Source organism: Burkholderia lata (assembly GCF_902499025.1).
GTDB classification, from domain to species: Bacteria; Pseudomonadota; Gammaproteobacteria; order Burkholderiales; family Burkholderiaceae; genus Burkholderia; species Burkholderia lata_C.
Genome location: NZ_CABVPW010000078.1, coordinates 1 through 14,199, shown reverse-complemented (window position 1 = coordinate 14,199; position 14,199 = coordinate 1). Strand labels below are relative to the sequence as shown.

Below are 14,199 nucleotides of genomic sequence, written 5' to 3'. Positions count from 1 at the left end.
CGACCATGCGGGGCGGCCGTGGCGCGAGCGCTTTACGGGCGGCGGCGTGGCGGCGGTCACGGCCGCCGCTGCCGCGGGGCTCGCCGTCTGCCCGCTGGCACGGCGTGTCGCACCGCGCACGCTGGTCGACGTCGGCGCGAAATTCGGGCTGCCGCCGCTGCCGCTGTCGCAGGTCGTGCTGTATTCGCGCGTACGCGACGCACGCGCCGCCGCCGCATTGCGAAGGTTTGCCGACAGCCTTGCAATCTCGGCGTAAACTGGCGGATTACGCCGCCCGCAATCTTCAGAAGAATTCCAATGAAGCCCGAAGCCCGCAAGCACCTCCGTGCCAACCTGCTGATGCTCGCCGCCGCCGCCATCTGGGGTTCGGCTTTCGTCGCCCAACGCCTGAGTCTCGACGTGATCGGGCCGTTCCTGTTCACGGGGCTCCGCTTCCTGCTCGGCGCACTGGTGCTGGTGCCGCTGCTGATGCTGAACACGGCGTCGCGCGCGCAGTTCGCGGCAATCCGCCGCGAGCCGGCGCTGCTGCTGCCGGGCCTCGCGCTCGGCGGGCTGCTGGCGGTATCGATTTCGCTGCAGCAGATCGGCCTGCAGTACACGCGCATCGCCAACGCGGGCTTCATCAGCTCGCTGTACGTCGTGATCGTGCCGCTGATGGGCGTGTTCGCGCGGCACCGGATCGGCCCGGGCACGTGGTTCGGCGCGTTGCTCGCGGCGATCGGCCTGTATTTCCTCAGCATCAACGAGCACTTCTCGGTGCTGTACGGCGACTGGTTCCAGCTCGCCGGCGCCGTGATCATCGCCGCGCACGTGATGGCCGTCGGCCATTTCGCGAAGCGCCACAATCCGCTCGTGCTCGCCTTCATGCAGTTCGTCGTGTGCGGCGTGGCGTGCCTCGCGGTCGGCCTCGTCATCGAGCCGGTCAGCGGCACGATGCTGCGCAACGCGTTGCCGACGCTGCTGTACGGCGGCCTGCTGTCGGTCGGCGTCGGCTATACACTGCAGGTCGTCGCGCAACGCGACGCGGCGCCGGCGCACGCGGCCGTGATCTTCAGCATGGAAGGCGTATTCGCGGCGATCGCCGGCTGGGCTGCGCTCGGCGAAACGCTGACGCTGCGCGCGCTCGTCGGCTGCGCGCTGATGCTGGCCGGCCTGCTCGCGTGCCAGCTGCTGCCGAACGGCGACGCCCGGAAAAAGGACGAGGACGCGCTGCCGGCGTGACACGCACCGTCCCTATAATGGCGGTTCGCGTGACTTCCACGCCAACCGCTTCCGACAGGCCAGCTCCGTGACGTCCACTTCCGTCGATCCCGCCGCCGACCTGCTGCGCGAACGCGCAGCGCATTACACCACCCAGGCGGCGCTGTTCCTGCGCGACCAGGCGCTCTCCACCGCGTCGCACGACCTGCGCAGCCCGCTGAACGCGATGCATAGCTGGGCCTACGTGCTCGAGCGCCAGCTCGCCAACGCCGACCCGAACCTGCAGCGCGCACTCGCGGGCATCCGCACCGGGATCGACCAGCAGGTCGCGCTGATCGACGACGTGCTCGACGCGCCGCGCGCGGAAACCCGCACGCTCGCACTCCAGCCGCAGCCGTTCGCCCTGCGCGCGCTGCTCGACGGCACGATCGCGCTCGGTCGTTTCGCGCTCGCCGACGCACGGCAGGTCACGCTCGACGCGACGCTGCCGGACGGCGAACCGTCGCTGACCGCCGACCGCGAACGCATCGCGCAGGCGCTCTGGACGATGCTGACGGCAGCCGTCGAAGCCAGCGCCGCCGGCAGCCGCGTGACGTTCGCGTGCGCACGCGACGGCGTGCAGTTCGCCGCGCGCGCCACCTGCACCGTCAACGCCGGCGCGCTCGCCGATCCCGCGCAGCCGCACGCGTTCGAACCGTTCGCACGGCGCGAGATGCTGCGCGAGCGCGATGCCAAGCGGATCGCCTGGACGCTCGCGCTCTGCCAGCGCGTCGCGCTCGCACACGGCGGCACGTTCTCGCACGACGCGTTCGCCGATGGCGCCACGGCCACCATCACGTTCTCCGTCCCCTGCGAGGCGCCGGTGTAAGCATTCGGCTGCCCGATACATTACAAATTCCTTTCTGGCTCTATACTGATGGGCCTGTCATAACCGGAGTGTTTCTTTGTTACAGATCTTCGCGCTCATCGGCGCGTTGTTCCTGGTGGCCCTGAACGGGTTCTTCGTCGCGGCCGAATTCGGCCTCGTCAAACTGCGCGCCACGCGCGTCAAGACACTGGCCCGCAAGCACGGCCTGCGCGGCCGCATCCTCGGCATCGTGCACGGCCGGCTCGACGCGTATCTTTCCGCGTGCCAGCTCGGTATCACGCTCGCGTCGCTCGGCCTCGGCTGGGTCGGCGAACCGGCCTTCGCGCAACTGCTCGGCCCGCTGCTCGACCTGATCGGCGTGCAGTCCGAACGCGTCGTGCACCTGATCTCGCTCGTGTTCGCGTTCTCGCTGATCTCGTTCCTGCACATCGTCGTCGGCGAGCTGGCACCGAAATCGATGGCGATCCGCCAGTCGGAGAAGGTCGGCCTGTGGGTCGCGCTGCCGCTCTATGCGTTCTACTGGGCGATGTATCCGGCGATCTGGGTGCTCAACAACAGCGCCAACGCGGTGCTGCGGCTCGCGGGGCTGTCCGCCGACCACGGCGGCGACGCCCACTACTCGACCGACGAGCTGAAGCTGATCCTGCGCAGCCGCCGCAGCACGGCCGGCAATCCGGCCCAGCCGGCGCGCGGCACGTACAGCAACGACGAGTGGAACACGCTCGCGCATTCGCTCGATTTTTCGTCGATGACGGTATCGGACCTGATGCGGCCGGCCCATGAAATGATCGGCCTGCGCCGCGACCTGCCGCTGCCCGACAACATGGAAATCGTCGCGCGCCACCGCTTCAGCCGCTATCCGCTGTTCGAGGATGCGTCGCGCGAACAGGTAAGCGGGCTGATTCACCTGAAGGACCTGCTGCTCGCGCGTCACGCCGGCGCGGCGCTCGAGGATCTGTCCGACTATGTGCGCCCCGTGCAGTACGTGAGGCCCGACACGCCGGCGCTCGACCTGTTCCGCCGCTTCCGCAAGGGCGCACCGCACTTCGCGCTGGTCGGCAACAAGGGGGAGAAACCAATCGGCTTCCTGACGCTCGACAACCTGCTCGGCGCGCTGGTCGGCCAGATCCACGACGAGTTCCGCCAGGGCGACGCCGACTGGAGCCGCCTCGACGACGGCACGCTGATGGGCAAGGGCAGCCTGCCCGTCGTGTCGCTCGAACAGGCGCTCGGCATCGACATCGACGAAGGCCGAGCGGAATCGGTCGGCGGCCTCGTGATCCAGGCGCTCAGCGACCTGCCGACCGAAGGGCAGCGCGTGTCGTTCGACCGCTTCGACGTCGTCGTGAAGAAGATGAACGGGCCGCGCATCGTGCTCGTGCGCGTCTATCCGAAGATCGCGAAAGAGGCCGACGAATGACGGCCGCGCTTCGCCGCACGTGACGAACGCCACGCTGCCGCGCTGCTGCGTGATCACGCCGGAGCCGGCGTCCGCGTCGGCGGCCGATTGCGCGGTGTTCCTCGATCGGCTGTCGGCCGTGCTCGCGCGCGGCGAGACGCTCGTGCAACTGCGCGTGAAATCGCTCGATGCAGCCGCGTTCGTTGCACTCGCCACCGAAGCGCTCGCGCGTTGCGATGCGGCCGGCGCGCACCTGATGCTGAACGGCCCGATCGATGCGGCCGGCGTGATGCGGCTCGACGGCGCCGGCTGGCATCTCGACGGCACCGCGTTGCGCGCCGCCACGCAGCGGCCGTTGCCGGCCGGACGCCGGGTATCCGCCGCCTGTCACACGCGCGACGACCTGCTGCTGGCCGCGCGCGCCGGCGCGGATTTCGTCACGCTGTCGCCCGTGTTGCCGACACTCAGCCACCCCGGTGCACCGACGCTCGGCTGGGCGCAGTTCGATGCGCTGGCCGCCGCGGCCGCGATGCCCGTTTTCGCACTCGGCGGCATGACGCGTACCCACCTCGACGATGCACGCCGCCACGGCGCCTACGGCATCGCGGGCATTCGCGGATTCTGGTAGCTCGGGATTTCCTGCGGTGCAGCCGGGCGCAGATGCGCCCGGCCGTTCGGTCTCTTACCCGTTCACATCGTCATGCGTTCAGGTTCGGACGCATGCCGCGCCACGCACCGTCATCGATGCGACGCGCATCGTGTGTGAGCGCATACCGGTTGACGTCACCCGTCAGCCACGCGACGAGCGCATACGGCGGCAATACCCCTTCATCGACCCGGTCGCGCGCACGCGCCGGCGTCTCGAACACGACCCGCCCTTTCGGTGCGTCGAACGGCAGTGCCTCGGGCGACAGGTTCAACGCAATCGTCAGCGTCTCGTCGTCGGCGAGCCGCCATGCTGCGAGCAGCGCGTCGGCATCGCCGTCGCCGTCCGACTTCAGCGCACGCGCATCCTGCGGCCGGCAATCGGACAGCCGCGGCGCGATCAGCTTCGCGCGCACCGCGAGCGCCGACTGCACGAAATGCGCGCGATCGACGTCGCGCGCGGTTTCGTCGAAGATCAACGGAATCTGCGGCGTGAGCAGCGACAGCGCAAGTGCGGCCAGACCGGCCTCCTGCCCGTGGTCGCCCTGCCCGCTGTCGCGCCACGCGCCATCGGAGAGCACCAGCGACGTCAACGACAGCCCGCTGTCGCCTGTCATGCCTTCTCCCGACCCGGCCGGCTGGAATGCCGCCCCGGCCGCGGTCAGCGCACGGGCGAGCGTATGGATCGACTGGTGCGTGGAAATGCCTTCGTGGGCCGACGCGTCACGCCCCGTCAGCCGGTGTAGCGCGCGTTCGCCGCACCCGTTCCACTGCGCATCGAAATGGGTATCGGCAAGATGCGCCGGATGCCGCTCGCTGCCGAGTACGAGATGGATGAGACGGTCGGCCGGCACGGCCGCCCGCACGCGGTCCGCGATCTCGCGCAGCCACGACACGCCGATGCGGTCGGCTTCGCGCAGGCGCAGCCCGTCGCAACGGTACTCGTCGATCCAGTACAGCGCGTTGTCGCAAAAGAAATCGCAGACTTCCGGATGATCCAGCGCGAGCGGCGGCGCCTGCAGCGGATCGTCGCGCGTATGGAAGAACGGTGCCGCGTAGTGCCGCAGCGCATCCGTGCCGCTGCCGAAGCGCGCATAGTCGAGCTCCAGCAGCACCGCGAGACCGTAGCCATGCGCGTCGTCGATCAGTGCCTTCAGCGCGTCGGGGCCGCCTTCGGCCGCGAGCGGCGCGAACGGCAGGCTGTCGTGCGGCGAAGCCAGCAACTCCAGCGCAGTTACGCCGAGTCGCGCGAGTTGCGGCAAACGCCGGCGCACGCCATCGAAGCCGCCCACCGCGTGCGGGCGAATCGCATAGAGCGCGATGTCTTCCCATGCACGTCCGTGCCAGAACGTCTGGCGCCACGTGAACGCGCGCGGATCGACGACCGCGCTCGGGCCATTGAGCCCTTCGGGTTGGGAGCGCGACGCGGGATCGGGAATCGATACCGTATCGTCGAGGCGATAGCGGTAAAGCGCCCCCGCACCGCAATCGGCAAAGACTTCGAACCAGTTCGTGCCGGCGGCCGCCATCGGCACGAGCAGCGGGCCGAAGCCGGTATCGAGTTCGAGCTGGACCTGCGTGCTGCCCGGCGCCCACACGCGAAAATGCGTGCGTGGCGATGTGCCAAGCGCGCCACAGGGCTGTGCACCGAACGGCAAGCAGTGAATATGGTGCTGCGCATACGGATCGTGCGGACAATCGGACATCATGCGCTCCTCGTGCGTACCGAGCGGCATGGCCGCGTCATCGGCGCGGCACATCGGGGCCCGGCATGCGACGGCCAGGCGGGGGGAGAGAAACGAGTATGCGCCGGATTCGCCACCGCGATGCATCGTTCCCGGACATTTTTAAATACGAATCGACCCCTGGAAAACCCGCATTCCGGCAGATGCCGGCGAGTCAGGTAGCCGGCATACCGGAATGACTGCTCGCCTTGTTGCACCGGCCGCGCACGCTTACGCTCTGCGCCATGCTCGCGGACACGTCGTCCGCCCCCCACCCGAGGAACCCGCCATGTCGCTTCCCGCCAGCGCCGCCAAATTCGATCCGGCACGCGCCCACGAATACGCCGAGCAATCCCGCATCGCACTCGCCGGCTACGATGCGTGCCACGAACTCACCGCGTGCATGCTCGCGTCGGCGATCGATGTACCCGATGCGCAGATTCTCGTCGCGGGCGCGGGCGGCACGGGGCAGGAAATCTGCGTGACGGCCGCGCTCGAGCCGGGCTGGCGGTTCACGGCCGTCGACCCGTCCGTGCCGATGCTCGCGCTCGCGCGCTCGAACGTCGAGGCCGCGGGCTTCGGCGCGCGCACGGCATTCGTCGAGGACGGTGTCGATGCGTTGCCCGATGCGCCCGCGTTCGACGGCGCGACACTGATCGGCGTGCTGCATCATGTCCCGGGCGACGAAGCGAAGGCGGCGCTGCTGCATGCGATCGCGCGGCGCCTGAAGCCCGGCGCGCCGCTCGTGCTCGCCGGCAACCATCGCCGCTACGCGGACCACCCTCGCCTGCTCGACGCATGGCAGCAACGCTGGCGCATGAAAGGCGCAACGCCCGACGCGGTGCGCGCGCAACTCGCGAAGATCCTGCAGGGCGCCGATCCGCCCGCGTCCGAGGACGCCGTGTTCGGCCTGCTGCGCGATGCGGGCTTCGATGCGCCGCTGCGCTTTTTCGCGAGCCTGTTCTGGGGCGCGTGGATCGCAGTGCGGCGCGCATGATGGATCGGGGCGGTCGGTTAGACGCGGTCGCGCCAGACACGGTTGGCTAGACACGGCTCGTCACGGCGCGCGATACGTTTCGCGTACGCGCCGCACGTGCTGGGTATGATGTCGTTCCCGCCCCCACTTCCGGCGTCGACATGCTCACCGTCCATCACCTGAACAACTCGCGCTCGCAGCGCGTGCTCTGGCTGCTCGAAGAACTGGATGTGCCGTACGAGATCGTGCGCTACGCGCGCGATCCGAAGACGATGCTCGCGCCACCCGAGTTGCGTGCGATCCATCCGCTCGGCAAGTCGCCCGTTGTCACCGACGACGGCCGCACGTACGCCGAATCGGGCGCGATCATCGAGTACCTGGTCGAACGCTACGGCAACGGGCGCCTCGCGCCGCAGCCCGGCACGCCCGAGCGGCACGACTACACGTACTGGCTGCACTACGCGGAAGGGTCGGCGATGCCGCCGCTGCTGCTCAAGCTCGTCGCGCTGCGGATCGCGCATGCGCCGATGCCGTTCTTCGCACGGCCGATCGCGCGCAAGATCGCCGACACGCTGCAATCGAGCTTCGTCGATCCGCAGATCGCGCTGCATCTCGGCTATATCGACGCCACGCTGAGCCGCACCGGCTGGTTCGTCGGCGACGCTTTCAGCGCAGCCGACATCCAGATGAGCTTTCCGCTCGAAGCCGCGACCGCGCGCGGGGGCGACAGCCGGCATCCGGCGATCGCGCGCTTTCTCGACGCGATCCACGCGAGGCCGGCATACCAGCGGGCACTGGAGCGCGGCGGCCCGTACGAACTGCTCAAGTAGCCTTGGCCTGCGTCAGCTCAGCAGGCCCGCCGCGACGTTGATCGACAGCCCGAGCACGGCCATGTTGAAGTAGAACGACAGGATCGACTGCGCGAGCACCGAGCGCCGCGCGGAGCGGTTCGTCGTCGACACGTCGGCCGTCTGCGACGCGACCGCGATCGTGAACGCGAAATACAGGAAATCCCAGTAGTCGGGTTCGGGGTTCTTGTCCGGGAAGCGCAGTGCGCGATCGCCGCTCGGCGAACCGTAATAGAGCCGCGCGTAGTGCAGCGTGAAGATCGTCGGGATCAGGAACCACGCGCCGAACAGCGTCGCGCCCGTGATCGCGTAGTGGCTGAGCCCCGCGCTGAAGCCGACGCTCTTGGCCGTGGCGAGCTCGATCGCGATCGCGGCGACGCTCGCGACGGTCGCGATGCACACGACGGTCAGCACGGTCGTCGCGTTTTCATCTTCGCGGATCGCGACTTCGCGCACCTTGTGATGGTGCGCAGTGACCATGCGCACCCACATCAGTACGAGATACAGCCAGATCGCGCAATCCCAGCCGATCAGCGCACGCACGGTCGGACGCAGCGGAAACGGCAGCAGCAGCGCGCACAGCACGCCGGCGACGAACGCCGCGACCATGCGCGGCCGGTTGCGTAATACCTGCGGATAAAGCGTCATCGTGTGATTTCGAAAGCGGATGGAAAGGTTTCGGCCGGCGTGCAGGACAGCCCGCTGCGCCGCACCGGCGGGTACTGCCCCGATTATCGTCATTCCATCGTGACGTGGCGATGGGCGCGAGCGCCTAAGATATTGGGATGACTGCCACCGCCCCCCTCTGCCACCATCCGGCGAACACGGCCGGCCGCGACTTCGTCGTCGGCGACCTGCACGGCTGCGTGGATGTGCTGCGCGCACTGCTGCACGACACCCGCTTCGATCCGGCTCGCGACCGCCTGTTCTCGGTCGGCGACCTCGTCGACCGCGGCCCTGCCTCCGAAACCACGCTCGACCTGCTCGACCGCCCGTGGTGCCACGTCGTGCGCGGCAATCACGAGGAAGTGATGAGTCTCGTGGCGCGCGGCAAGCTGTCGCCCGACGCGTGGCGCGGGATCGGCGGCGACTGGGGCGCCGACCTGCCGCCGGAACGGCTGCGCGCGCATGCGGCGCGCGTCGACGCGCTGCCGCTGGTGCGCGTGATCGGCGACGGCCCCGGGCGCTTCAACGTGCTGCATGCGGAATTCTTCGGCTCGGACGCCGATCTCGACACGGGCAGCTATTCGCACGACGTGCGCGAGCGGCTGATCTGGGGCCGCGATCTCGTCCAGGGGCTCGCCGATCCGGTGCGGCAGGCCGGGCTGTCGCTGACCTGTACCGGGCACACGCCGGTGCGTGCGCCGCAGCGGATCGGCGCGCAGTGGTTCATCGACACGGGCGCGTTCGCACCGGCCGGGCGGCTCACGCTCGCCGAGCCGCGCACCGGCCGCACCTGGTCGATGACGCAGGCCGAAGCGCGCGAACGCCACGCGGGCGACTGGCCGCTGCCATGACACCCGCGCGCGGGCCCTAGCCGACCTGGTTCAGTTCGAACACCGCATCGACGGCCGAGCCGTTCCAGTTGTATTCGAGGTAGGCCGCGTGATGGCAATCGCGCAGCAGCGCGGTGCGAAACGCCGCCAGGCACTCGCCGCGCGGGTCGCGCACCGACGGATAGACGATCCCCGCGCCGCCCGCATGGCGCACCGCGCGACCGAGCGCCTGCCCGGCGCTGTAGTCGAGCGGGTGCAGCAACGCCGGATCGCGTTGCGGCCACGTGCGTATGTCGGCCACATCGCCTTGCGCGATCACCGTGTAGAGCCGCATCTGCTGGCGCATCGGCGGCTCCTTCGTCGCTTCCAGGAACAGCGCGCTGTGATAACGCGTTTCGGCGATCGCCGTATCGCGCGAACGCCCGCAGTAGAACACGCCATAGCTGCCGTCGGAAAAGCGGCTGCCCTGCGGATTCAGGTGCGTGAACGCGGCCATGATCGGCCCCCAGCCCTGCCCGTAGCGGCGCTCGGCGGGCGGCACGAGGTCGAGCGTGCCGACTTCGTTGCGGATGCGGTCGTTGGTCAGCGATTCGAGTGCGTAAAGCGCGTCGAAATCGTCCGCCGAGGCCACGCGGTCGAACAGGTTGATCGCCGGAAAACGGGTGGGAATCACGCGATAGGCAGGTGCCCAGTCGACCGCGGTCGTGGGCCATTGTTGTGCTTGGATCGGCATTGTCACGCCCAGCCACCTCGCATCGCGTCGAGATATTGCCGGATGGCGACCAGATCGCCGACGTTGCCGGCGAGCATCCGGTCGAGTGCGCGCTTGCCGCCGAACGGCGCCGCGTCGTTGGGCCGCTTGACCCACGCATCGGCCGCGGCCGGCTGCGGCAGCAGGATCTGCAGCGCCTTGTAGATGCCGAGCAACAGCGATAGCCGCTCGAGCGTATCGCGCGGCAGCCGCGCCGATTCCGGCGTGGACTTCCACTTGAAGAACGTCGAACGGCCGGGCGACCCGAGCAGCACGATCTGCTCGTCGATCGTCAGCTCCCAGTCGCGCGCGATGTTGAAAAACGCACGCAGGCCGGCCGCCGACATCTGCGCGACCGAGGCCTGCGGCGGGGCGGAGTGCGATTCATAGGCGGGCTGTGACATGATCGTTAGTCTCGAAACGAATTTACTAACAAGATTAGTCCATTTTCGTATTTTTGCAAGGGTCAAGACCCGCCGATCGGCCTGCATATCCGACAAAACGATATTTTTTGTCCATTCTGGACTCTTATTTTATTTTCTGCGTTAATGGCCGTGCGGACACCGTGCGCAGATGCGGTTCGGGTCCGTGAAACCGTGTCGCACAGAAACCGGAAGCACCCCGCCAAGGAACGCACCATGAAGAGACTGATTGCCGCTGTTTCGATCGCCCTGCTCGCGGTATCCGCAGGCCCCGCCGTCGCGAAGGACTGGACCACGATCCGCTTCGGCACCGATGCCAGCTACGCGCCGTTCGAGTCGAAGGCACCCGACGGCAAGCTCGTCGGCTTCGACATCGACCTCGGCAACGAGATCTGCGCACGCCTGAAGGCGAAGTGCGTGTGGCTCGAGAATGATTTCGACGGGATGATTCCGGCGCTGAAGGCGAAGAAGTTCGACGCGGTGCTGTCGTCGATGTCGATCACGCCGCAGCGTGCGCAGCAGATCGGCTTCACGACGAAAATCTACAACCAGCCGACGCGGCTCGTCGTGAAGAAGGGCTCGCCGCTGCTGCCGACGGCCGAATCGCTGAAGGGCAAATCGATCGGCGTCGAGCAGGGCACGACGCAGGAAACGTATGCGAAGGCGTACTGGGGCAAGCAAGGCGCGAACGTCGTGTCGTACCAGAACCAGGACGGCGTGTACGCGGACCTGACCTCGGGCCGCCTCGACGCGGCGCTGCAGGACGAAGTGCAGGCGGCCATCGGGTTCCTGAAATCGTCGCGCGGCGCGAACTACACGTTCGTCGGCCCCGAGCTCGTCGACGACAAGGTGCTCGGCATCGGCGCGGGCATCGGGCTGCGCAAGGAGGACACCGACCTGAAGGCAAAGATCGATGGCGCCATCCTCGACATGGTCAAGGACGGTACCTACAAGCGGCTCGCGTCGAAGTACTTCGACTTCGACATCTACGGCGGCTGAAACGGCGTCGCGCGCGTACGGGCGCCACTCCCGTCGCGCGCGTCCGACCGCCCCTCCCCTCACAACCGGACGGCAACGGCTCGATGCCGTTTGCCGTCACTTCGAATGCATCATCCGTCGCACGTGCGGCACGACGCTGCGCATTTCATTCGGATTCCAGATTGATCGTTCGCGACGACGATGCCCGGCACGAACGGATATCGTGCGGCTTCAGTCAGTAGGCGAAGACCGGGCGTCGAGGTACCGGCGCCCGTGCGCACATGCCCTTGCGTATCGGGTTCGCGTGCAGGAAAGTGCCGACCCGGCGCGGATGACCGGCAATCAGCCGGATCCGCCTCGCACCGGGCGCGGAGAGATGGCCTGTCGATGCATGCCGGCCGGCTGCGAGTGCGACGTTCGACCGGCGATGCTCCGAATCACTGCGATCGCGGCCTGCCGGCCGCGGCGTGTGGCGATCGATCATTTTTCTTCCCCGTATCAGTCTGATGGTTGTTCCAGCAACCGGACGAGGCCGGTGCTCCGACGATCAGGCGACGACGCTCCGTGCTCGCCGGAACGCGGCTGTTGTGCCGCGCTCCGCCGCCGCATCCCCGCGGACTGTGTCCTGGCCGGTACTGACAGGGTTCGCTGCCGAACCGGGCGGACCGTGCATCGTCGACTTTCGCACGCACACTTCCGCAAGGAGCGGGCCAGCTTCGCGCAAGCCCGTCCGGACAAGGGTTTGACCGGGCAGCGTGGCAACCGGAACGGGGGCGGAAAGCGGGAAGTTACGAAACTGAAACACGCGGCGCGCGGCACGCATCGGGTGCGTCGCGGCCCGGCCTTGCCGGATAAGGCTGAACAATGCAGCGCGGCATTTTTACCGATGGGCAACCGGCCGTTCACCCGGATTTGCCGCGCAAATTTGCGTGGCGGCCGAAGCGAAATGTTTCATGCGCTTTACATGCCGTCGGCGATACGGGAGCCGTGAGATGACCCGCCTCGCCCGCGCGCGGCGCATCGTCGCGGTCGTGCCGTGCGCGCTGCCCGTCACATTCGCGCCGCACCGGCTCAGGACCTGTCGCTGAACCGGTTCACGCGTCACGCGCACGCCGCTCAGCCGACCCGCTGATGCCCCGCGTCGCCGGGCGTCGTGCCGTCGTGATCGCCGTTCCCGCCGTTGTTGTCGTGATCGTTCAGCCCGTGCTCGATCATCATCCGGTAGAGCGTCACACGCGAAATGCCGAGCTCGGCGGCAGCCTTGTTGATGCGGTGATCGTTGCGCAGCAGCGCATTCTCGATCGCGGTGCGTTCGGCAAGCGCACGCGCCTGTTCGAGCGTCACGGGTTCGGTTTCGCCCGGCGTGTCGAGCCCGAGATCGTGCGGCGTCAGCAGCCGGCTCTCTGCCATCACGATCGCGCGCCGCACGCGGTTGATCAGCTCGCGCACATTGCCGGGCCACTCGTAGCGCCGCATCGCGTCGAGCGCGGCCGACGTGAATCCGCTGATCTTGCGGCCGCTGTCGGCCTTGTACTTCTGCAGCACGTAGTGCGCGAGGATGTCGATGTCCTTGCCGCGCGCGCGCAGCGGCGGCTCGTGGATACGAAGCACGCACAGACGGTGATACAGGTCCGCACGGAAGCGCCCGGCTTCGACCGCGCCGTCGAGATCCACGTGGGTGGCCGAGATGATCCGCACGTCGACCGGAATCGATTCCTGCCCGCCGAGCCGCTCGATCTTCCCTTCCTGCAGGAAGCGCAGCAGGCTCGCCTGGCTTTCGACCGGCATGTCGCCGATTTCGTCGAGAAACAGCGTGCCGCCGTTCGCCGATTCGATCCGGCCCGCACGCCGCTGGTTCGCGCCGGTGAACGCGCCGCGCTCGTAGCCGAACAGTTCCGACTGCAGCAGGTGATGCGGAATCGCGCCGCAATTGATCGCGACGAACGGCCCCTTGCCGCGGCCGGAACGCTCGTGAATCGCGAGCGCCGTCAACTCCTTGCCGGTGCCCGACTCGCCCGAGATGAACACGCTCGCGTCGGTCTTCGCGACCTTGCGGATCGTGCTGAACAGCTGCTGCATCGCCTCGCAGTTGCCGATCATCCCGTGTTCGCCGATCGACGCCGCATAGGCCGCGCCATCGACGCGATCGAGCGCGGCCATCCCGCGCGCATGACCGAGCACGTGCGAAATCCATTCGTAGGGCAACGGAAGGGTCACGTAATCGAAGCAATAGCTGCGGATCAGTTCGCGCACCGCGGGGCTGATCGTGATGCCGGCCTGCGCGATGGAAATCCAGCCGATCGACGGCTGGCTCAGGCACGCTTTAAGCGCCGGATAGTCGCGCGACGTGAACCCGGTGAAATCGACCAGCCCGGCGGCGACGGTCACGCCGGACGTCATGTTCTGCGCGGCGCCGGCCGTCTTCGCGACGGAAATTTCCCAGCCGAGCCCGCGCAGTTGCGCAAGCAACGGCTCGTCGGGCGAACGCATGATCACGAACAGCTTGCGTCCGTCTTCGGGCGCGGTGACGGACACATGCGTCATCTCGGGCACCGCGTGCCCGTTTGCGTCAGGTGACCTAGCAACCATCGTTGTTCCCCGCTTGGCGTTGGTATCGCGCGCCGGCTCGCCGTCGCGTGCGACGGACCTCGATCGAACCGACATATTGGCCGCATTTCCGTCCGAATAAAATCCCCCCGCGCATGAATCGCACGTGAGGTGGACAGTGTCATGAACGGTATATCGATGCGGCCGGCGCGCGGCTAGATGGGTGTTATCCCGGTGGCGTGCGCGGCGCGCGCCCGGAACAAACGGCTGCGCGGCCCGCAAAGCCGCGCCGGTGCTGGCGCGCGGCGTTCGCGGGCGATGCGGCGCAGGCGGGATCGGCTCGCC

Annotated in this window: 13 protein-coding genes and 1 pseudogene; 9 read left to right on the top strand and 5 right to left on the bottom strand. The window is 68.0% G+C overall.

Annotation, left to right across the window (positions count from 1 at the left end; all coding sequences use genetic code 11):
* From BDI24065_RS39980 to BDI24065_RS39960, 5 genes and pseudogenes are all read left to right on the top strand, one after another.
* Positions 1–256, top strand: a pseudogene (locus BDI24065_RS39980) (LysR family transcriptional regulator); the annotation flags it as partial.
* 41 nt (positions 257–297) lie between these two features.
* Positions 298–1,221 carry a DMT family transporter gene (locus tag BDI24065_RS39975; protein WP_175035814.1) on the top strand — a complete coding sequence of 308 codons (924 nt, stop codon included), beginning with the start codon at positions 298–300 and terminating at the stop codon, positions 1,219–1,221.
* A 67-nt stretch (positions 1,222–1,288) separates the two neighbouring features.
* Positions 1,289–2,068, top strand: coding sequence for a sensor histidine kinase (locus tag BDI24065_RS39970; protein ID WP_175035813.1), 780 nt, complete (start codon positions 1,289–1,291; stop codon positions 2,066–2,068).
* A 76-nt stretch (positions 2,069–2,144) separates the two neighbouring features.
* On the top strand, positions 2,145–3,488 hold the full coding sequence (locus BDI24065_RS39965) for a hemolysin family protein (protein ID WP_174919047.1): 1,344 nt from the start codon (positions 2,145–2,147) through the stop codon (positions 3,486–3,488).
* Between the two features lie 19 nt (positions 3,489–3,507).
* On the top strand, positions 3,508–4,095 hold the full coding sequence (locus BDI24065_RS39960; RefSeq protein WP_175035812.1) for a thiamine phosphate synthase: 588 nt from the start codon (positions 3,508–3,510) through the stop codon (positions 4,093–4,095).
* 70 nt (positions 4,096–4,165) lie between these two features.
* Here the strand turns inward: BDI24065_RS39960 and BDI24065_RS39955 are convergent, their stop codons facing one another.
* Positions 4,166–5,818, bottom strand: coding sequence for a DUF3459 domain-containing protein (locus tag BDI24065_RS39955; protein WP_175035817.1), 1,653 nt, complete (start codon positions 5,816–5,818; stop codon positions 4,166–4,168).
* 307 nt (positions 5,819–6,125) lie between these two features.
* Between BDI24065_RS39955 and BDI24065_RS39950 the strand changes: the two genes are divergently transcribed.
* Together BDI24065_RS39950 and BDI24065_RS39945 are read left to right on the top strand one after the other, a co-directional pair.
* The gene (locus BDI24065_RS39950) at positions 6,126–6,833 is read left to right on the top strand and encodes a class I SAM-dependent methyltransferase (protein WP_175035811.1); all 708 of its coding nucleotides are present in this window, start codon (positions 6,126–6,128) and stop codon (positions 6,831–6,833) included.
* A gap of 140 nt (positions 6,834–6,973) precedes the next feature.
* The gene (locus tag BDI24065_RS39945; RefSeq protein ID WP_175035810.1) at positions 6,974–7,642 is read left to right on the top strand and encodes a glutathione S-transferase; all 669 of its coding nucleotides are present in this window, start codon (positions 6,974–6,976) and stop codon (positions 7,640–7,642) included.
* 12 nt (positions 7,643–7,654) lie between these two features.
* Here the strand turns inward: BDI24065_RS39945 and BDI24065_RS39940 are convergent, their stop codons facing one another.
* A complete protein-coding gene (locus BDI24065_RS39940; RefSeq protein WP_175035809.1) occupies positions 7,655–8,308 on the bottom strand; it encodes a DUF1345 domain-containing protein in 654 nt (217 codons plus the stop codon).
* A 137-nt stretch (positions 8,309–8,445) separates the two neighbouring features.
* On the opposite strand from BDI24065_RS39940, the gene BDI24065_RS39935 reads away from it, so the two are divergent.
* Entirely contained in the window at positions 8,446–9,177 is a 732-nt protein-coding gene (locus tag BDI24065_RS39935; protein ID WP_175035808.1) for a metallophosphoesterase, read from the top strand.
* 16 nt (positions 9,178–9,193) lie between these two features.
* Here the strand turns inward: BDI24065_RS39935 and BDI24065_RS39930 are convergent, their stop codons facing one another.
* The gene (locus tag BDI24065_RS39930) at positions 9,194–9,889 is read right to left on the bottom strand and encodes an RES family NAD+ phosphorylase (protein ID WP_175035816.1); all 696 of its coding nucleotides are present in this window, start codon (positions 9,887–9,889) and stop codon (positions 9,194–9,196) included.
* Positions 9,890–9,891: 2 nt separating this feature from the next.
* Positions 9,892–10,311, bottom strand: a complete 420-nt coding sequence (locus tag BDI24065_RS39925; RefSeq protein WP_175035807.1) for an MbcA/ParS/Xre antitoxin family protein — start codon at positions 10,309–10,311, stop codon at positions 9,892–9,894.
* A 234-nt stretch (positions 10,312–10,545) separates the two neighbouring features.
* Here BDI24065_RS39925 and BDI24065_RS39920 point away from each other — a divergent pair, with 234 nt between their 5' ends.
* Positions 10,546–11,328, top strand: a complete 783-nt coding sequence (locus BDI24065_RS39920; protein WP_011355847.1) for an ABC transporter substrate-binding protein — start codon at positions 10,546–10,548, stop codon at positions 11,326–11,328.
* A gap of 1,095 nt (positions 11,329–12,423) precedes the next feature.
* Here BDI24065_RS39920 and BDI24065_RS39915 read toward each other — a convergent pair.
* Positions 12,424–13,896 carry a sigma-54 dependent transcriptional regulator gene (locus tag BDI24065_RS39915; protein WP_175035815.1) on the bottom strand — a complete coding sequence of 491 codons (1,473 nt, stop codon included), beginning with the start codon at positions 13,894–13,896 and terminating at the stop codon, positions 12,424–12,426.
* Between the last annotated feature and the right edge of the window lie 303 nt (positions 13,897–14,199).